The organism is Microvirga flocculans ATCC BAA-817 (assembly GCF_000518665.1).
Classification (GTDB): Bacteria; Pseudomonadota; Alphaproteobacteria; order Rhizobiales; family Beijerinckiaceae; genus Microvirga; species Microvirga flocculans.
The window spans coordinates 47,267-64,579 of the sequence record NZ_JAEA01000015.1 but is presented as its reverse complement, the minus strand read 5'-3'; the positions used below and the strand labels follow the sequence as shown (position 1 = coordinate 64,579).

At 60.5% G+C, this 17,313-nt stretch carries 18 protein-coding genes; 10 read left to right on the top strand and 8 right to left on the bottom strand.

Going from position 1 to position 17,313, the window contains the following annotated elements:
- Both L879_RS21955 and L879_RS0116320 read right to left on the bottom strand, forming a co-directional pair.
- The coding region (locus L879_RS21955; RefSeq protein WP_154664236.1) for a glycosyltransferase family 4 protein at positions 1-1,007 on the bottom strand (1,007 nt) is incomplete at its 3' end.
- A gap of 380 nt (positions 1,008-1,387) precedes the next feature.
- The gene (locus L879_RS0116320) at positions 1,388-3,445 is read right to left on the bottom strand and encodes a glycosyltransferase family 2 protein (protein WP_210163826.1); all 2,058 of its coding nucleotides are present in this window, start codon (positions 3,443-3,445) and stop codon (positions 1,388-1,390) included.
- 1,139 nt (positions 3,446-4,584) lie between these two features.
- Between L879_RS0116320 and L879_RS0116315 the strand changes: the two genes are divergently transcribed.
- Positions 4,585-5,532 carry an NAD(P)/FAD-dependent oxidoreductase gene (locus L879_RS0116315; protein WP_027317057.1) on the top strand — a complete coding sequence of 316 codons (948 nt, stop codon included), beginning with the start codon at positions 4,585-4,587 and terminating at the stop codon, positions 5,530-5,532.
- A gap of 87 nt (positions 5,533-5,619) precedes the next feature.
- Here L879_RS0116315 and L879_RS0116310 read toward each other — a convergent pair whose 3' ends face one another.
- Entirely contained in the window at positions 5,620-6,639 is a 1,020-nt protein-coding gene (locus L879_RS0116310) for an alpha/beta hydrolase (RefSeq protein ID WP_027317056.1), read from the bottom strand.
- Between the two features lie 162 nt (positions 6,640-6,801).
- Between L879_RS0116310 and L879_RS0116305 the strand changes: the two genes are divergently transcribed.
- Together L879_RS0116305 and L879_RS0116300 are read left to right on the top strand one after the other, a co-directional pair.
- Positions 6,802-8,133: a solute carrier family 23 protein gene (locus L879_RS0116305; protein WP_027317055.1), complete on the top strand. Its 1,332-nt coding sequence runs from the start codon at positions 6,802-6,804 to the stop codon at positions 8,131-8,133.
- Between the two features lie 131 nt (positions 8,134-8,264).
- Positions 8,265-9,125, top strand: coding sequence for an SDR family oxidoreductase (locus L879_RS0116300; protein ID WP_027317054.1), 861 nt, complete (start codon positions 8,265-8,267; stop codon positions 9,123-9,125).
- Between the two features lie 63 nt (positions 9,126-9,188).
- Here the strand turns inward: L879_RS0116300 and L879_RS0116295 are convergent, their stop codons facing one another.
- Complete coding sequence (locus L879_RS0116295) at positions 9,189-9,392, bottom strand: hypothetical protein (protein ID WP_027317053.1); 204 nt, start codon at positions 9,390-9,392, stop codon at positions 9,189-9,191.
- A gap of 196 nt (positions 9,393-9,588) precedes the next feature.
- Here L879_RS0116295 and L879_RS23355 point away from each other — a divergent pair, with 196 nt between their 5' ends.
- Positions 9,589-9,762: a DUF1328 domain-containing protein gene (locus L879_RS23355; protein ID WP_009494036.1), complete on the top strand. Its 174-nt coding sequence runs from the start codon at positions 9,589-9,591 to the stop codon at positions 9,760-9,762.
- Between the two features lie 238 nt (positions 9,763-10,000).
- On the opposite strand, the gene L879_RS0116285 is transcribed toward L879_RS23355, so the two are convergent.
- Positions 10,001-10,546: a sigma-70 family RNA polymerase sigma factor gene (locus tag L879_RS0116285; RefSeq protein WP_027317052.1), complete on the bottom strand. Its 546-nt coding sequence runs from the start codon at positions 10,544-10,546 to the stop codon at positions 10,001-10,003.
- Positions 10,543-10,767, bottom strand: coding sequence for a NepR family anti-sigma factor (locus L879_RS0116280; protein WP_027317051.1), 225 nt, complete (start codon positions 10,765-10,767; stop codon positions 10,543-10,545). Before L879_RS0116280 ends, L879_RS0116285 begins: the two co-directional genes overlap by 4 nt.
- A 184-nt stretch (positions 10,768-10,951) precedes the next feature.
- On the opposite strand from L879_RS0116280, the gene L879_RS21950 reads away from it, so the two are divergent.
- The 5 genes from L879_RS21950 to L879_RS0116250 all read left to right on the top strand — a co-directional run bounded on the left by L879_RS21950 (position 10,952) and on the right by L879_RS0116250 (position 14,615).
- The gene (locus tag L879_RS21950; RefSeq protein WP_245265252.1) at positions 10,952-11,812 is read left to right on the top strand and encodes a response regulator; all 861 of its coding nucleotides are present in this window, start codon (positions 10,952-10,954) and stop codon (positions 11,810-11,812) included.
- Between the two features lie 242 nt (positions 11,813-12,054).
- Positions 12,055-12,603 (top strand): hypothetical protein, encoded by a 549-nt coding sequence (locus L879_RS0116270; RefSeq protein WP_027317050.1) that lies wholly within the window; start codon positions 12,055-12,057, stop codon positions 12,601-12,603.
- Positions 12,604-12,918: 315 nt separating this feature from the next.
- Complete coding sequence (locus L879_RS21945; protein ID WP_084021100.1) at positions 12,919-13,659, top strand: PRC-barrel domain-containing protein; 741 nt, start codon at positions 12,919-12,921, stop codon at positions 13,657-13,659.
- Between the two features lie 151 nt (positions 13,660-13,810).
- Positions 13,811-14,080 carry a hypothetical protein gene (locus tag L879_RS21940; RefSeq protein WP_035459889.1) on the top strand — a complete coding sequence of 90 codons (270 nt, stop codon included), beginning with the start codon at positions 13,811-13,813 and terminating at the stop codon, positions 14,078-14,080.
- The gene (locus L879_RS0116250; protein ID WP_027317048.1) at positions 14,073-14,615 is read left to right on the top strand and encodes a hypothetical protein; all 543 of its coding nucleotides are present in this window, start codon (positions 14,073-14,075) and stop codon (positions 14,613-14,615) included. Before L879_RS21940 ends, L879_RS0116250 begins: the two co-directional genes overlap by 8 nt.
- A gap of 76 nt (positions 14,616-14,691) precedes the next feature.
- Here L879_RS0116250 and L879_RS0116245 read toward each other — a convergent pair whose 3' ends face one another.
- Entirely contained in the window at positions 14,692-14,883 is a 192-nt protein-coding gene (locus tag L879_RS0116245; protein ID WP_027317047.1) for a con-10 family general stress protein, read from the bottom strand.
- A gap of 451 nt (positions 14,884-15,334) precedes the next feature.
- On the opposite strand from L879_RS0116245, the gene L879_RS0116240 reads away from it, so the two are divergent.
- Positions 15,335-15,760, top strand: coding sequence for an HIT family protein (locus L879_RS0116240; RefSeq protein ID WP_027317046.1), 426 nt, complete (start codon positions 15,335-15,337; stop codon positions 15,758-15,760).
- A gap of 48 nt (positions 15,761-15,808) precedes the next feature.
- On the opposite strand, the gene glpK is transcribed toward L879_RS0116240, so the two are convergent.
- Positions 15,809-17,305: a glycerol kinase GlpK gene (glpK, locus tag L879_RS0116235; protein ID WP_027317045.1), complete on the bottom strand. Its 1,497-nt coding sequence runs from the start codon at positions 17,303-17,305 to the stop codon at positions 15,809-15,811.
- Positions 17,306-17,313: the final 8 nt, after the last annotated feature.

Sequence of the window (17,313 nt, the reverse complement as noted above, 5' to 3'; positions counted from 1 at the left end):
TCTGCGGCGATGGTTTCGAGGGCGGTGAGGTATTGCTCCATGGAGTAGTCGTGATGCCGCGCAAAGGCCTTCTGCGAGAGCGCGGTCAACCGCTCCGGTGACAGGCTCTCCAGCAGGTCCACCACCTTTCCGGCGGCAAAATCGTCGAGCAGGAACCCGTCCTCGCCCGAGCGGATCACTTCTGCCGGTCCGGGCGCATAGCTGGGAGCGATCACCGGCACGCCGAACGAGAACGCCTCCAGGATGACGTTGCCGAAGGATTCCTTCTTGGACGGCAGCAGCACGACGGAGGCCTCGCCATAGAGCGTGGACTTGTCCGTGACGTTGTAGGTGATCTCGACCCAGTCGCGGACGCCGGCCTCGTCCAGCAGGGTGAGGAAGGCCTGCAGGTCGGGCGAGTTGAGGCTGTCGGTGGTGAAGATGCGCAGGGGCGGCAGGCCGCGCTCTTTCATCTGCCGGGCAACCGGCACCAGGCGCTCGGCGCCTTTGGTATGGAAGTCGATGCGCCCGACATAGGTGACGAAGCGGTTGGTGTCCGGGCTGTAGGCGTTGTGACTGCGGGTTGCGACCGGCAGCCTGATCTTGGTGAGCTCGTGAATGCCCATCTGGCGATGGAAGCTCATGTCCATGTCTGACAGGCATAGGATCCGCGAGACCTTGTAGGTATCGATGAAGTCCAGATGGGACAGCACCTCGGAGTCCTGGAGGATGAACGAGAGCTGGCCCGAGGCCATGTGGATGAGGGGCAAGCGGGTGAGTTGCTCGCGGATGGCGGGCGGGAAGGCGCGGATGACGGAGTTGGGGGTGATGACGACGGTGTCGGTGGCGTGGCAGGCGGAGAGGAAGGCGAGCAGGCCGGCTTCATCGTCCTCGGCATAGAAGGTGTCGGCGGCGGCCGGGTTGGCCGGATCGCGGCGAGCGGAGAGGCAGACGTGGCGGATGGGGCGGCCGTGGGCGGCGCTGACGGTGTGGCGCACCCGTCCGGGGATGCCGCCAATCTTCGACACATCCTGAACCAAATGAATAATCGTCCGGAGCTTGGTAGGCGCCGGTAGCGCCGACGATGCCGTTGGTTCTGTCATTGTCGAGCTGCTCCAAACTGTATCTTGGCAATGGCCCATTGCTCACGCGTGGGGTATGGCAGTGTAACCTTTGCACGAGTATGGATGGCAATCCGGTAGCTTAGATCCGTTATGCAATCAACTCTTTATTCGCATGGTAAATAACAAAATATAAAGTATTCATTATTCTAAATGAATATATATTATCTTTCTTTGGTTCGTCTTTTGGGGTTTGTTTTTCTTTTTTTGGATTTTTCTGTTTTTTGTTGGCTTGCGTTTGGCTGTCGTTGAAAGACTTCTGGTCCCTCAATTGCGGCATTGAAAGTTCAGTCCGATGCTTGAGGGAGCATCTTGAGGCTACGTTGGCTCAAGAAGCTACTGTCCGATGCCTTTCTGGTTTCTGTCGCGATCCCCTGAAGGTGATAAACTTTGCTATGTGGTGTATAGATAATCCGTTGGTTGAGGTGTCGACGAATGAAATCGCACAAGATCCAATCCGAGCGGTAATGCGGGGCATTGCCGCTATCGAGGCCGCCGGAAGCCCTGATCGACTCCGGGCGCACGAGGCTACAAAACAGAGGTGCGTAAGTCACCTCGATCAAGCCGTCGTCAATATCGAAGTCGAGATCGATAATATTGCTATGGTGCAATGACAGGTTTATGTCGCACTCGAGGTCGCTCGTCGCTGCTGGCATGTGAACTTTGGTAATTCTGCTGTTTGCAGGAAGAACCTGACGGGGGACGGCCATGCCGGCATCCTGGTGCTTGAATAGAACATAGCGCAACTCATCGAGCCAGCCAGGTGTGGCGAGAGTGTCATTGTTGAGAATGAGTATCTTTTCATTTCGATCCATAACTTCAGCTAGGCCGCGATTCACGGCGAAGCTGAATCCGGATTTATCGTGCTCTTTAAATACGCGCACATTTTCGAACAAAGTTGGCAAAGTCTCTAACTGCGCATAAGTCTCCTGTGAGGATCCATTGTCGATAATCAAGATCTGGTAGGGAGTCATTGTATGTTCTGCAATTGATTGCAGGCACATCTTGAGCTCCGGAACGGATTCGTAGTTAGGGATAACGATTTGAACCGGCTCGACAGGTAAGGTCGAAAGTTTCTTCTGACGTAATGCCCAAGCTTTGCGGGGTAGAGAGAAAGCCAAATGCTCCGCCCGGTCCAATGTCGTAAACGGGAGCGACCAATCCGACCTCCCGATAAGCTTTGCTTGAGCCTCCTTTAGCCCCGCATCCTCCCCGGTTGCCCCATCCGCTTCGTGAGCTTTCGCATGAAATGAATGACTCAACAGGCAGGGTATAGCGATGGGACGTCCGACTTCCGTCATTCTCAGGACGAAATCCCAGTCTTCATGACGCTTCAGTGATGTGTCGAAGCATCCTACGTCCTCTATAAGGCTTCGGTCGTGAATGAGAGTAATCAGTGAGATATAGTTCGTATTCTCAAGAAGACTTCGATTGAAAGGTGCGAACCGTACTCCCCTGAAAGCCTGGCCCAGACGGGCATCGGGATCGAACTTTTCCCACATAACATGCGCAGCATAAGCCATACGCGTGCCTTGGGAACGCATCTGATTCAGGAGAATGAGAAGGCAGTCGGGGTCCCATTGATCATCATCGTCGAGGTAGCAGATGACACGACCTGAAGAGCGCTGAAGTCCGGCATTTCGCGCCTCGCTTCGCCCGGCCTGCGCGGAAAGCCGAAAATACTTGATCCGTGCATCGTCGAACTGCTTCACGACGGTTTCGGTGCTCTGATCGTCGCTTGCGTCGTCGATAACAAGCAGTTCCCAATTCTCATAGGATTGCATGAGGACCGAGACGATCGCATCTGCAATGATCGCAGCACGATTGCGCGTGGGCATGATGATGCTGATCAACGTCTCTTGTGGAATCGTAGCGAAGTCACTCGCCAGCTTTTTTTTGCTGTTATCCATGTAGGCGACGATCCGCAGGTCGCTCTCCCACAATTCTGGGCCGATAGCATCAGGCGCGAGCATCGCTCGCTGGAGATACTCGTCGAAAGTGTTATAAAGTTTATGGAGGCGCGTCTTGATTTGATATGGGGCTAGATACTGTATGGGAGGCACGCGGCAAAGGATAGGGGAAGCCGTGACGCGGTAGAGGTGTTCTTGAGGAATCCGCGCTCGCGAAGGGCGGCGGAAATTCTCGAAGGACGGGTTCGGAAAGTGACCTTTTTTCATGCCCGTATCGAGAAAATCACGGTAGGCTTCATCAGGTGCACTTGGAGAGCCAGGATATCGAGCGACATACCAGGCAGCATCGAAAAGCTGCTTAGCGGGTTGTTCGCGTAGAGACTGTTGAGAGTCGCCCTCCCGAGAGGGCTTGCTGGTTTGGGGGGGCTTGGGCATCGCTGGACGCGGCTCGGATGCAGCCCGGACTGTTGCTCGCGATATAAGGGTTCCCAGAAACACTTTAACTGGTTGAGGAATAAGAGAAAAGGCAGATTTGAGAACGGTCCGCATTATGTCTGCTTGAATGCTTTTACCCAATAGTGCGTTAGCTGCAGGCAAGTTGAAAGGCAACCTAGCGTGACAAAATATCCTAATGAATTTCCGCTGAAAACATCGCTTTTGGGCTGCGGAAAGTTTGACGGTAATGATTATAACTCTTGCGTCGGTCTGAGAGAGGAGCTGCGGCTTAGCGTAAGTCTGCTCCGTTCAAGGCAGCATAAGTGGATGACCGCTTAAGCTTGCCTTGAAAGAGGGAGCTTTGATTACGAGATTTCATAGCTAAGCTTTGTAATTAGGTCGTTATCCATCGCACGTGTTAGAGTTTTACTAAATTTCAGTGCCTCTATGCTGTTACAGTGCTGTGCTTTTGCATTATATCGGGCCCCTTGGCGCTGCTAAGCATGTACCTTGGTGTAAGTATCTTCTTCGTCATAACTGGGTATCTATTTATCGGGTAGCTCTTCAAAGATTTCGAGGTAATCGGCGGAATCGACATCGTTGGCTTGATGCGAGAGGCCGTTATGATCCGCTTGATGCCATGGCTATTAGGGCGAGGAGACCTGAGCGCGCAAAGCTTATCACTTTGATGTTTCTGATGAGTAGGCGCTGTATCGGACCCCTCCGCCCGAAGAGGCGGGCCAGCGTGATCACTCTCTAAGCAAGGCGTCCAACGGCCTGCGCTTCATCAAAAAAACTTGTGCGTCTTGATGCGGATTCCCAACGCTCTGCCGTGTGCTGCATTTATCGGCAGGTGTAGTTATGTGCCAGTGCACCGCCGATGGGTGGTAGAGCGAGCATTTGTGTTGGCGATTTGCTATTGACGTCTGTGCGCGACGTCGAGCGGACATCTGACGTTCTCGCAGAATGGCCTTGGTCCTTATTATGCTGCGACAGGCCGTAAGCTACGCGTCTCAGACCATAATAAGTGATAGTTTATTCGGCTCGTAGCCGTTTGAGTAACCCTACGCCTTCAAATCGATCTTTTCCCGCCCTCGCGTGTTGAGCTTCCTGGAGCCTGTCGGGAGGAGCGGTGAGGGATGCGGGAGCGGGATGATCGGTTGGATTGCCTGATCGTGGGGGGAGGACCGGCAGGGCTGACGACGGGGTTGTATCTGGCCCGGTTCAAGCGCCGCTTCCTCGTGGTGGACAGCGGCAGCCCTCGGGCGGCCTGGATTCCGACCAGCCATAACATCCCAGTCTTCGCGCAAGGAATCTCCGGGCCCGAAATTCTCGCCCGCGCCCGCGCCAATCTCGCGCAGTATGGCGATTGCATCGTGCCCGGCACCGTCACGGGACTCCGCAAAGGGCCCGAGGGCTTCATGGCCGTAGTGGAGGGCGAGGACGGCCGCGTAAGCGAGGTTGCTGCCCGCCGCGTGGTGCTGGCGACGGGGGCCGTCGATATCGAGCCGGACCTGCCCGATGTGCCGAATGCCGTGCAGCGCGGCCTCGTCCGCTATTGCCCGATCTGCGACGGCTACGAGTCCAGGGACCGAAGGATCGCCGTCATCGCCTATGGCGCTCACGGCATAGGGGAGGCGGTCTTCATCGCCCGGACCTATTCCGACGATGTGACGCTTTTGACCTTGGGTCAGCATCTGGAGCTCGATGCCGGGCAGCGGGCAAGGCTCGACGAGCACGGGATCGAGGTGGTCGAGGCCCCCATCGAGTCTCTCGATCTGGAGAACGACCGCATCTGCGCCGTGAACGTGGCGGGCAAGGAGCACCGTTTCGACGTGCTCTATTCGGCGCTCGGCCTCAAATACCGCTCGGATCTCGCCATTTCCCTGGGCGCCGCGCACGATCCTTCCGGCTGCCTGCTCGTCGACAGCCATTGTCAGACGAGCGTCAAGGGCCTCTATGCGGCAGGCGACATCGTGCGGGGGCTCGATCAGATCGTCGTGGGCATGGGCCATGCCGCCTTGGCCGCCACCCATATCCACAACCATTGCGAGTTGCCGACCGAGGACGAGCCCGGCGGCGCGTGACCTCGCATCCTGGAATTGCTTCCCCCTGCTTGGAGCCGGCTCCTTTCTTTGCCTTACGGTGAACCGGATCCACTTTGCCGAAGAGCTTTATGCGAGCGCCTTTGCCAAAAGCGGAAGGCTGACATCCATGCGGTAATCGACCGAGGAATGGTCGTCGTGGAACTCCTCGTAGGTGTGCGGGATTCCAGCCTGCTCGAGCTTGCGATGCATGATCCGCGAGCCGTAGACCATGTTGTACTGGTCGATGTCTCCGCAATCCATGTAGAAGGCCTTCAGCTTACGCAGGTTGTCCTGGCATGACAGGTCGTCGGCCATGCGCAGCGGGTCCCAGCGCAGCCAGTTGGCCCAGCGCTCCTCGATGATCTCGCAGGTCTGAAGGTCCACCGGCAGGCGGATGCCGCAGAACTGGCTCGGGTCGGGGTCGAAGCTCGCGGCCTGGGCGAGGAGCATCAGCACATGCCAGTCCTTGTCCTTCGCCTTAGGGCCCGCCTCGAACTTGCGCAGGAAGGCTTCGATGGACATGTTGTGATCCACGAGGTGGCGCAGGGCTCCGGTGAATTCCCCGAGATGGTAGAGATATTCGAAGCCCACATCGCCCGAGTGGGACGCAGCCGCCGACCAGACCGAGCCGCCATGCCTGAGGGCATGGACCATGGCGCCGTAGCCGCCCGAACTCTTGCCGAAGACGCCGCGGCGTCCGTCGCCCCCGCAGCCGAAGCGCTCCTCGACGAAGGGCAGCATCTCGCGGATGAGGAAGGTTTCCCACGGACCCATGGCCGCGCTGTCGACATACTGGTTCCCGCCGAGGCGAGTGAAGCAGTCGGGAAACGCCACCACGACCGGCGGCATCGCTCCCGTTCCGATCAGGCGGTCGAGCCGTTCGGGGACATTCTCGCCGTAATTCTTCCAGTTGGTGTGGGCCGGCCCACCGGCCGTATAGCCGACGAGATCGACAAGAAGGGGCAAGCCTCGGCCGTCATGTCCGGCAGGGACATAGACATCGATCCGTCTTCGGGACGGATCGCCGAGGCGGTTGCCCCGCAGGCACTGGCTGTCGATCTGCAGATTGTGCACCACGCCTTCCGGTACGCTATGGTTCTTGCGCATCGCTCCCCCCTGGGTTGTGAACGATAGGATGTGGCCATGGAAAGGGCACTTGTCCAGAATCGGGGCTCTTACGCCGGTTAATAAGTGCTTAGCCGGCCTAGCCATTCCCGTACCTGCGGGGCTACGGTGCAGTCCCAGGTGTCATAACTTGGGGGAGTCGTCATGACCGACAGTTTCTTGCCGCGATGGAGTTTGAAGACCGAAGGCGTCGTCATGCCGGATGAGCGGCTGCCGACCGGCCAGATGGTGGTCGTGGGCCTGCAGCATGTGGTCGCCATGTTCGGTGCGACCGTGCTCGCCCCCATCCTGATGGGCTTCGATCCGAATGTCTCGATCCTGTTCTCCGGCCTCGCGACGCTGATCTTCTTCCTGGTCGTCGGAGGCCGCGTGCCGAGCTATCTCGGTTCGAGCTTCGCGTTCATCGGTCCCGTGCTCGTCGCCACGGGCGCAAGCGTGGGCAGCCCCAACCCGAACATTCCCCTGGCACTCGGCGGCATCATCGCAGCCGGCGCGCTTTATTTCCTGATCGGCCTCGTGGTCCAGTTGGCCGGCCACCGCTGGATCGAGCGTCTCATGCCCCCGGTCGTGACCGGCGCCATCGTCGCGGCCATCGGCCTCGTGCTCGCGCCCATCGCGATCAACAGCGCCTCCGGCGTCACGCCCGACAACCCGAACGGCAGCGATTTCGCCCGCTGGACCGCGCTGGCCACCGTCGTGGCCGTGGGCCTGGTGGCGGTTTACGCGCCGGGCATGTGGCGTCGCCTGCCGGTGCTGATCGGCGGCGCCATGGGCTATCTGATCTATTACGTCTGCGCGAACATCCTCGGATACGGGCAGCCCATCGACTTCGCGAAGATCGGACAAGCGGCGTGGTTCGGCATGCCGACCTTCCAGAGCCCGGTCTTCGATGCGCGCGCGATCAGCCTCATCGCGCCCGTGGCGGTGATCCTCGTGGCCGAGAACCTCGGGCACATCAAGGCCATCGGCGCCATGACGGGCCGCAACCTCGATCCCTATATCGGGCGCGCCTTCATGGGCGACGGCCTCGCCACCATGCTGTCCGGCGCCGCCGGCGGCACGGGCATGACGACTTACGCGGAGAATATGGGCGTCATGGCCGTGACCCGCATCTACTCGACCCTGGTCTTCATCATCGCGGCGGGCTTTGCCCTGCTGCTCGGACTGTCGCCGAAATTCGGGGCCTTCATCGGCACCATTCCGGCTCCGGTGCTCGGCGGCCTCTCGATCGTGGTGTTCGGCCTCATCGCCGCTACGGCCGGAAGGATCTGGGTGGAGAACAAGGTCGATTTCGCGAACCCGCGCAATCTGATCACCGTCGCGGTGGCGGTCATCCTGGGCGCCGGTAACTTCAAGCTGAACGTCGCGGGCTTCACCCTGGACGGCATCGGCACCGCCACCTTCGGGGCGATCATCCTCTATCATGTCCTGAGGGTTGCGCCGCTCCCGGCGGAACGTCCGCAGGCGGCTGAGTAGTTCTTACGATCTCCTCAGGAACACGCGTTCCGAGCCCGCGTTGAGCCTCAACGCGGGCTTCGTCTTTGTCCGGCCTCTCTCATCGAGGCCTAGCGGAGCCTGCATCCTTTTCGTTCAAGGGATGGCACCGCATGAACTCCGACCAGAAGCAGACTCTGCCGCCGCAGGTTCAGGCGCGGCAGCCCGGCCATGAAGCCGAGATGACGCCGCGGCCCGATTACGAGCCCCGTTATCCCGGCAGCGGCCGGCTGCAAGGAAAGGTCGCCCTCATTACCGGTGGCGATAGCGGGATCGGGCGCGCTGTCGCCGTTCTTTTCGCGCGCGAAGGGGCCGATCTTGCGATCCTCTATCTGAACGAGACTGAGGATGCGCAGGAGACGAAGCGGCTCGTCGAACGGGAAGGACGGTCGTGCCTGCTTTTTTCCGGGGATGTCGGCGATCCCGGCTTCTGCCGTGCGGCGGTCGCGCAGGTGATCCAACGGTTCGGCAAGCTCGACGTGCTCGTCAACAACGCTGCCGAGCAGCATCCGAAGAAGGACATCGCCGAAATCACGCCTGATCAGATCGAGAGCACCTTTCGCACCAATATTTACGGCTACTTCTACATGGTTCAGGCGGCGATGCCGCATCTCAGGAAGGGCGCGGCGATCGTCAACACCGCATCGGTGACCGCCTATCGCGGCAGCGCGGAGCTTCTCGATTACAGCGCCACCAAGGGCGCCATCGTCGCCTTCACGCGCTCGCTGGCACAGAAACTCGCGGGGGATGGGGTCCGGGTCAACGGCGTCGCGCCCGGGCCCATCTGGACGCCTTTGATCCCCTCGACCTTTCCTGCTGAAAAAGTAAAGCGGTTCGGAGCCGATACGCCGATGAAGCGACCGGGACAGCCGAACGAAGTGGCTCCGTCCTACCTGTTCCTGGCCTGCGAGGATTCCTCTTATGTCACCGGCTCGGTCCTGCATCCGAATGGTGGCGATCCGACGGAGGCCTGAAGATGCAAAGGGCGGCTCAATAGAGTCGCCCTTTGCACGAAGGATTATGGAGAATGATGATCGTCAGCGCCGCCGTTTGACGCGCACCGGAACGAGACTGTGTCTCGGCATCGTCGCGATAAAGAAAAGCATGACGACCGAGAGCGCTCCTCCGATCAGGAAAAGTACTTCTGCGATCTCGACTGCCGAGGTTACGCCCACGATTGCGGCAAGCATAGTAACAAGAGCAAAGATGAAAAAGGTACGAAGGGCAACTGAACGGGTCATTGACCATCACTCCCAAGTGTTTTGAAAAACGTCCGGGCGAAGGGCGGGTTCCATGCGGTGAAAAGCCTTAGGGAATACTTTTGAACGGGCGATGAACATGATCGATCCCGCTTCGCAGCCGGAACCTTATAGTCGCGCTTGGCGTTGTTCGTGCATCGTCGGCTGTAGCCGATTATCAAGTTAGCGAGGTAACACCATGCTTGGTTGGGCAGTCACGTTTCTGATTATCGCCCTGGTTGCGGCCCTGTTCGGCTTCGGCGGCATCGCAGGGACGGCGGTGGAGATTGCAAAGCTCATCTTCTTCGTTGCGATCGTCCTGTTCGCCATATCCGCCGTGATCGGCCTGCTGCGTGGGCGAAGCCCCATGTAGTCCCGAACCGGTTCAGTCCCGTGCGATGCGATGGGATACCGGGTTTCCGAACTAAAGCGCCGCCGTTCAAGGCGGCGTTTTCGTGTGGGGTGAATGGGATTTGAAAAAGAGCCTGCGGGCTTAGAGCCGGTTGCCTTTTCTTAGAATAGCAAGCCGCTGCACACGTTTTTGCTCGCCGCCATTTCGGACGCAAAAACCGGTTCCCAATTGTCCTGAAATGGCTCTCGGTTCGAGGCGCTTATCCCTGCAGCGCCGCTCGCGTCATGCTGTCCGGGCCGAGATCTTCCACATCGTCGACCTTCAGCATGCCGGCGAGACGCTGGCGAGCCCGATTGACGCGGCTCTTGATCGTGCCGACGGCGCAGCCGCAGATCTGGGCCGCTTCCTCATAGGAGAAGCCCGAGGCGCCGATCAGGAGCAGGGCCTCGCGCTGGTCGTCGGGAAGCTCGGCGAGGGCGCTGCGGAAATCCTCGAAGTCGAGATGCACGCCTTGTGCAGGATGAACCTTCAGGCGCCCGACATAGGAGCCGTCCGGGTCTTCGATCTCCCGGCGGCGCTTGCGGTATTCGGAGTGGAAGAGATTGCGCAGGATGGTGAAAAGCCAGGCGTTCAGGTTGGTGCCCTGCTCGAACCGGTGGAGATTGGACAGGGCCCGCAGGAGAGTGTCCTGGACGAGGTCGTCCGCCCGGTCGACCTGACCCGCGAGAGAAATGGCAAAGGCGCGGAGGCCGGGAACCGCTGCGAGGAGAGCCTCCCGCAGGTCCGGCTCCGCCTCTGAGCTCATTGCGCCGCCCCTTTTCCCCCGTTCTTCTTCTCGAGCTGGTCGAGCAGTTCCTTGAAGCGGTCGGGGACGGGCTGCTGCATCAGCTCGTCGTACATGGCTCGAAGTTGGTCGCCGATGCGTTTTTGACTGCTGCTGTCCAGTTTAGGATCGGTTGCAAGCTTCCGGCCCGAGGAGCTGTCATGGACGACCCGAGCAAGCTTGTTCCCCTTATCAACCGTCATATTCGTCCCCTTACCATCCCGTGACGTTGGACAGGGATGGCCAACCTTGGCAGTATCCATATATTCGTTTTCGAGCAATAACGCTGGTTACTGCACCCGGTTCCATCGATGGAACTTTTGCAGCTTTGCCACGTTGAATGGACCGTCGGTACAACGAGTCAAAAGCACAGTTAAGGGGAAGCGAATGTCGACAGCGCAGCTTGTCGTCCAGCATTTACCATACCTTCGCCGCTACGCACGCGCCCTGACGGGAAGTCAGATGGCCGGCGATGCCTATGTGGCGGCCACCCTCGAGACGCTCGTCAGCGAGCCTGAGACCATCGGCCCATCCGGAAACGTGAAGGTCGAGCTTTTCAAGGTCTTTACGCGCATCTGGAACTCGCTGTCGGTCAACGGGCGGAGCGAGCAGATCCAGCGCGATCTCCCTGCGGAAGTGCGCCTTGGGCAGATCACCCCGCTTCCCCGGCAGGCCTTCCTCCTGTCGTGCCTCGAAGGTTTCGGCGAGGAGGAGGTCGGCCAGATCCTCGACGTTGACACCAGGACCGTTCGCGATCTCGTCGACGAGGCGGGCCGCGAGCTGGCCGCCGACATGGCGACGGAGATCCTCATCATCGAGGACGAGCCGCTGATCGCCATGGATCTGGAGGCCCTGGTCGAAGGTCTGGGCCATAACGTGACGGGCGTGGCCCGCACCCGGACCGAGGCCGTCAAGCTCGCATCCACCAAGCAGCCCGGGTTGATCCTGGCCGATATCCAGCTTGCCGATGGCAGCTCGGGACTGGATGCCGTCAACGATCTCCTCAAGGCCTTCGAGGTGCCGGTGATCTTCATCACGGCCTATCCCGAGCGCTTCCTGACCGGCGAGCGGCCCGAACCGGCCTTCCTGATCGCCAAGCCGTTCCAGCCGGCGAATGTTTCGGCGGTCATCAGCCAGGCCCTCTTCTTCCAGCAGAGCGCACGTCGCCGCGAGCCGCGACGGCCTAAGCTCCGCCGGAACGCTCCATCAAGTAAAGACCCAGCCGCGAGGCTGGGTTTTTCTTTGTGATCTGATGTATTGGCGCAAAAAAAGACGGGCTCAAGAGCCCGTCCAAGGTGCCGGCCAATGCACAAGGGGAATGCGGGGAGGACCAGGAGGCCGGTGCTTTAAGAACGCGATATCGAAAACAAAGGTTCCAGGTCGATCGATGCTCTTTTTATTCACGATCTCTACGACAGGAGGCAGGAACATCGAAGTTAGAGGGGCGTTGTTTCTTCGAATAGCTGAGCTGAAGAGCGGGAGAGAAAGGGATGGTCCGCACGTCTGTGGCATTGGTTGGACTGGCTGGGGCGTTCTTCGTCGCCGGGAGCTTTTTCCCCTCCGCCTTCAACGTCTCTCCGCAGGCACAGTCGGAAGTCCGGTCGCCGGCGGATGGGCTGATCCGCGCAGCTTTGCTGCGCACCGCAGCTCCTTCAGGCAAAGGCAATCGCATCGGCGAGCCGATGCCGGAGCGTCATCCTGAAACGGTGACGATTGTCGAACTGGTCGGTGTGACCCAGGCGACGGTGATCCTCCGGGGAAGCGACGGCAGGATCCTCTACAAGTCCGATCCGCGGTCCGGCGTCACGACGCTTGTGCGCGGCACCGAACTGCCGGTCGTGAGCCTCAAGGAGGATGAGCGGGAGCCGGTCGTTCACCATCCCTCCGAGCAGAGAGAGGGCAATGAAGCGCCGGCCATCCAGAAGCCGAAGGGCCGCAATCCCGTCGGCTGCATGGGGGACGTCAGTCCCCTCGTCAAGGCAAGTGCCGACAGGATGCCGAGCCTCTGCCTTGCCTTTCTCGACCAATCCCTGTCCTGACGGGCCTCGACAGTCGGTCTGAAGCAGGCGGCAAGCCTCGTCGCCGACGAGGCTTCGCGCGATGCTGCCTGGAACCTTTCCGCCAGATCAAAGTTGTCTGCCGAATGAAGATGCTGCCAAGAAAAGCTCTATTGGCGGCATGCGTCCTCTCATTTCGAAATATTGAAAAGTATTTCTGTTTCGATTTTCGCATTTATAGCATCCAAAATTGAATTCAATATACAGATTTTCGGAACGGTTGCTGAAGCTATGCGTTTAGAACCCGCGCACTAAGGCGCTCAACGCGATGAAATGTATTCTCAGGAGAACAATACGATGCTGAAGAAGCATATGGCTGCCTGTCTTGTCGTGACGGCTTTCGCGGCTGCGCCCGCCTTTGCACAGACTTCGTCCTCGACGGCCCCAACGGACCGCCCGGCTGCCACCGGTTCCGGCTCGACCGCCACCGGCTCGCCGGCCATGCAACCCGGCATGTCGGGCTTGTCTTCATCCACGAACCAGCCTTCGGCCACCATGAGCCAGAGCGGCGCCATGCAGGGTCAGTTCATGACAAAGATGGACGCCGACCAGATGATGGCGTCGGACCTGATCGGCACCCGTGTGATCAGTGCCAACAACGAATCGATCGGCGACATCAACGACGTGATCCTGGGCCGTGACGGCCGGGTCATGGCGGCCGTGGTCGGCGTCGGCGGCTTCCTTGGCATCGGCGAGAAGGACGTGGCCGTTCCGTTCTCGGCGCTCGAGTTCCTGACCGACCAGCAGGTTCAGGCCATGAACAACGGCAACAAGGGCAATGTCGCCACCACCGGCTCGACCGCCACCGGTTCGTCTTCCTCAATGACCGGCAACACGGCGAGCACGGGCACGAACACCATGTCGTCCGACAACGACCGGAACGAGCCCGAACGGGTGATGCTCCGCATGACCAAGGCCGAGCTTCAGGCGGCCCCTGCCTTCGATGAGGACGGCGACGACAACAATCGCTCGACCACCGGCACGACGGGCGTGACCTCTCCGGCTCCGGCTGGCACGACCACGGCCCCCAAGAAGTAATCGTGAGGCCTTAGAGACGAGCGGCGCCCGGAACATCCGGGCGCCGTTTTTCATGGGCGCGGGCGAAAGGGAAGTTCGGTTGGCGTTGCCGCAGCAGGAACCGGGATTTGCCGCATACGTTGCCGTTTCACGAGCGATACGGAGAAAGCCTATGACTGCAACCAACGAGATGGACGCCGTGCTGTGCCAGGAGGAATTGCCCGATGAATTCTCCCGGCTGGCATCGAGTTCTCCATCGGGAGACAAGCTGTCCGTCGCATCCATGCTGAGCGGCGTCGTTCCCGCCGGTCATCCGGACGAGGTGACATGCCCCCTGCTGCTGAGGCGACATCTCGTCGTTCCGGCCTGGCCCCATGTCCTGATCACCGCATTTCCAGAAACCAGACCGTCTTCAGTGCAGAGGGCGCCGTTTCATGCGTGAGTTCCCCACGGTTTCGCAAGGCACTCGTTCCGTTGCAGTTCTGTTCCATCCCAGCCTCGTGCCGGTGCTGGATGTCTTCCGTTCCTTGAGCCGTTTGGATGACCATTACGATCTGACGCTGCTCGACGGGCCTGAGAAGGCGCTCACCTCCTATGCGCGCCCCGAAGCCGCCAAGGGCATTATTTCCGATGCGCTGCTGCTGGCATTCGCCTTGATCCGCCAGCGGGGCAGGGCTCTCTCGCATCGGCCCATCGGTGCCCGCCAGGGAAGCGGGGATGAATATTGCCTCCTGACGCTGCTCGGCTGCGCAGGCAACCTCGACTCGGACGTTGCGCGCGAGGCCGCCCGTCACCTGGAGATTGCGTCGCTCGATGTCCTGGGCACCCTGGCGATCGAGCTGGCTCGCCAGATCGATCGGGCCGGGCTCGCGCTGGAGACGCCGTCGCTGCCCGAGTTCCGGGCGGTCATGGGAGAGGGAGAGGAATTTCAGGTCGAGCTATCTGCGGACAGGTCCGGTTTGTCCGTCGGAATCTGACGGCTCTCGCTCGGGTCAGAGGTAAAAGTAAAGGGGCCGCGCGGCGGCCCCTTAACGTAGAAATTGTAGAAAGGAACTATTCCTGCGTGCTGCGTGTGCTGCCCGAGGCCTGACCGCCCTTGCGGCCCGCTTCCGAGGCGAGTTCGCGATCCTGCGAGAATGACCGCTTCTCGGCGGGAACGCTCTTGCCGCCCTTGCTGGCGATCTCACGCTGCCGGTCAGAATCCATCGACGCGAAGCCACGCTTCGAGGTCGAACCACCTGCCATGTCTGCCTCCTTATCGAATGGTGTTCGTGCTTCTTCAACCGCAAGGGGGATTCGATAGTTCCGGTTGGGAAGGTCGAACCTTTGCAAAAAAGTTCGTGAAAATATTCGGCCGTCACAAATTGTTACGCTCAGGCCGAGTTTTCGTCCGACTTAAGCGTGGCAAAAACTTGTCCTTGGGAATAAGAGCCAGGGCGCTACTGGCGGCGATACATGGAGGGGAGGACTGTTTTCTTTGCGAAGACGGGCGAGGCCGTGATCGGAAACGATAGCGTGACGGATCGACGCAAGCCCGGCCATGACGGCACGAACCGTCTTCCGCCGCCTGACGGGGACGGGGCTGCGGGGCAGGCGCAACGCAGGAGATGATTGTCCGCCCGCATCGGTATAAAAGGCTTTCCGATGCGCTCCACGTGGAGTGCGGATCGACGATGGATCAGCAATCGAGGACGGGATGACCTACGACGACAACAACGTGTTCGCGAAGATCCTGCGCGGCGAGCTACCGTGCCACAAGGTCTATGAGACGGATCGCATCCTGGCCTTCATGGATGTCATGCCGCGCGGCGACGGTCATGTGCTCGTCATCCCCAAGGTGAAGGCCCGCAACCTCCTCGATATCGCTCCCGACGATCTCGCCGAGCTCACGAAGGCGGTTCAGGTCGTTGGGAAAGCGGCCAAGACCGCTCTTGCGGCCGACGGGCTGACGATCCAGCAGTTCAATGAAAGCGCAGGCGGGCAGGTGGTCTTCCACATCCACTTCCACGTGCTTCCCCGCTTCGAGGGCGTGGCTTTGAAGCCCCATACGGGCCAGATGGAGAACCCGGAAGTCCTGGCAGAACTCGCCGCCAAGATCCGCGCCGCGCTGCCGGCCGCATAGGCGAACGAGAGCAGGCGGCAGGGTCATGCCCCGCCGCCTGACCGGCGATCATTCCGCCCAGTCGAGCGAGCGCGCGACGGCCTTGTTCCACACGGCGTTCAGGCTGTCGCGGCGGGAGGCCGCCATGGCGGGCTTCCAGCGCTTGTCGACCGCCCAGTTCCGGACCAGCTCGTCCGTTCCGCTCCAGAAACCGGTCGCCAGGCCCGCGGCGTAGGCCGCTCCGAGAGCCGTCGTCTCGATGACCTTCGGCCGCACTACGGGAACGTCCAGGATATCGGCCTGGAACTGCATCAGAAGCTCGTTGACGACCATGCCGCCGTCGGTGCGCAGTTCCCTGACGCCGATCCCGGTATCCTTGGTCATCGCTTCCAGAACCTCGCGGGTCTGGAAGGCCGTGGCCTCCAGCGCCGCACGGGCGATGTGCCCCTTGTCGGCATAGCGGGTGAGCCCCCCGATGAGGCCGCGGGCCTGGGCGTTCCAATGCGGCGCATAGAGGCCGGAGAAGGCGGGCACGATAGTCACGCCGCCATTGTCCTCGACGCTGCGGGCCAGGGTTTCGATATCGCTGCTCTGCTGGATGATGCCGAGATTGTCCCGCAGCCATTGCACGAGAGCGCCCGCGATCGCGATGGAGCCTTCCAGCGCATAGACGGTCTTGCCCTGACCGAAGCGGTAGCCGACGGTGGTCAGAAGGCCGCATTTCGAAGGGTAGGGGGTCTCGCCGGTGTTCATGAGCATGAAGCAGCCGGTGCCGTAGGTGTTCTTGGCCTCGCCCTGCTGGAAGCAGGCCTGCCCTACGAGGGCCGCCTGCTGGTCGCCGAGAATGCCTGCGATCGGCACGCCCGCCAGATCGTCAACCGCCTCGCCGTAGACATCGCTCGATGAGCGGATCTCAGGCAGGCAGGCCCTGGGGATTTCGAAGAGCCGCAGGATCTCCTCGTCCCACTCGAGGCTTGCCAGGTCCATGAGCTGCGTGCGGCTGGCATTGGTCACATCGGTGATGTGGCATCCGCCGTCGGCGCCGCCGGTCAGGTTCCACACGAGCCAGGTGTCGATATTGCCGAACAGAACGTCCCCGGCCTGCGCCTTCTCCCGGGCTCCGGGCACGTTGTCGAGAAGCCAGCGCAGCTTGAGGCCGGAAAAATAGCTCGCCAGCGGCAGGCCGGTCTTGGCGCGCAGCCGGTCGTGCCCGCCCTCGCGGGCGAACTCCTCGACAATGGAATCGACGCGGGTGTCCTGCCAGACGAGGGCATTGTGGAGGGGCTTTCCCGTCCGCCGGTCCCAGATCAGGGTTGTCTCGCGCTGGTTCGTGATGCCGATGGCCGCGAGGTCCCGAGGCGTCAAACCCTTCTTCGCCAGGGCGTCCCGGATGACCTCCCGGGTGTTGTGCCAGATCTCGAGCGGATCATGCTCAACATAGCCCGGTTTCGGATAGATCTGCGCGTGTTCCTTCTGCGCGACGGAGACGATGCTCCCGGCCTTGTCGAATACGATGAAACGCGAACTGGTCGTGCCCTGATCGATGGCGCCGACGTACTGAGCCATGGTCTTCC

What these genes read in the sequence shown, in the direction of transcription:
- L879_RS0116320 (WP_210163826.1), bottom strand. Translation starts at nt 3,445, where the DNA reads ATGCCCAAGCCCCCCCAAACCAGCAAGCCCTCTCGGGAGGGCGACTCT.
- L879_RS0116315 (WP_027317057.1), top strand. Translation starts at nt 4,585, where the DNA reads ATGCGGGAGCGGGATGATCGGTTGGATTGCCTGATCGTGGGGGGAGGA.
- L879_RS0116310 (WP_027317056.1), bottom strand. Translation starts at nt 6,639, where the DNA reads ATGCGCAAGAACCATAGCGTACCGGAAGGCGTGGTGCACAATCTGCAG.
- L879_RS0116305 (WP_027317055.1), top strand. Translation starts at nt 6,802, where the DNA reads ATGACCGACAGTTTCTTGCCGCGATGGAGTTTGAAGACCGAAGGCGTC.
- L879_RS0116300 (WP_027317054.1), top strand. Translation starts at nt 8,265, where the DNA reads ATGAACTCCGACCAGAAGCAGACTCTGCCGCCGCAGGTTCAGGCGCGG.
- L879_RS0116295 (WP_027317053.1), bottom strand. Translation starts at nt 9,392, where the DNA reads ATGACCCGTTCAGTTGCCCTTCGTACCTTTTTCATCTTTGCTCTTGTT.
- L879_RS23355 (WP_009494036.1), top strand. Translation starts at nt 9,589, where the DNA reads ATGCTTGGTTGGGCAGTCACGTTTCTGATTATCGCCCTGGTTGCGGCC.
- L879_RS0116285 (WP_027317052.1), bottom strand. Translation starts at nt 10,546, where the DNA reads ATGAGCTCAGAGGCGGAGCCGGACCTGCGGGAGGCTCTCCTCGCAGCG.
- L879_RS0116280 (WP_027317051.1), bottom strand. Translation starts at nt 10,767, where the DNA reads ATGACGGTTGATAAGGGGAACAAGCTTGCTCGGGTCGTCCATGACAGC.
- L879_RS21950 (WP_245265252.1), top strand. Translation starts at nt 10,952, where the DNA reads ATGTCGACAGCGCAGCTTGTCGTCCAGCATTTACCATACCTTCGCCGC.
- L879_RS0116270 (WP_027317050.1), top strand. Translation starts at nt 12,055, where the DNA reads ATGGTCCGCACGTCTGTGGCATTGGTTGGACTGGCTGGGGCGTTCTTC.
- L879_RS21945 (WP_084021100.1), top strand. Translation starts at nt 12,919, where the DNA reads ATGCTGAAGAAGCATATGGCTGCCTGTCTTGTCGTGACGGCTTTCGCG.
- L879_RS21940 (WP_035459889.1), top strand. Translation starts at nt 13,811, where the DNA reads ATGACTGCAACCAACGAGATGGACGCCGTGCTGTGCCAGGAGGAATTG.
- L879_RS0116250 (WP_027317048.1), top strand. Translation starts at nt 14,073, where the DNA reads ATGCGTGAGTTCCCCACGGTTTCGCAAGGCACTCGTTCCGTTGCAGTT.
- L879_RS0116245 (WP_027317047.1), bottom strand. Translation starts at nt 14,883, where the DNA reads ATGGCAGGTGGTTCGACCTCGAAGCGTGGCTTCGCGTCGATGGATTCT.
- L879_RS0116240 (WP_027317046.1), top strand. Translation starts at nt 15,335, where the DNA reads ATGACCTACGACGACAACAACGTGTTCGCGAAGATCCTGCGCGGCGAG.
- glpK (WP_027317045.1), bottom strand. Translation starts at nt 17,305, where the DNA reads ATGGCTCAGTACGTCGGCGCCATCGATCAGGGCACGACCAGTTCGCGT.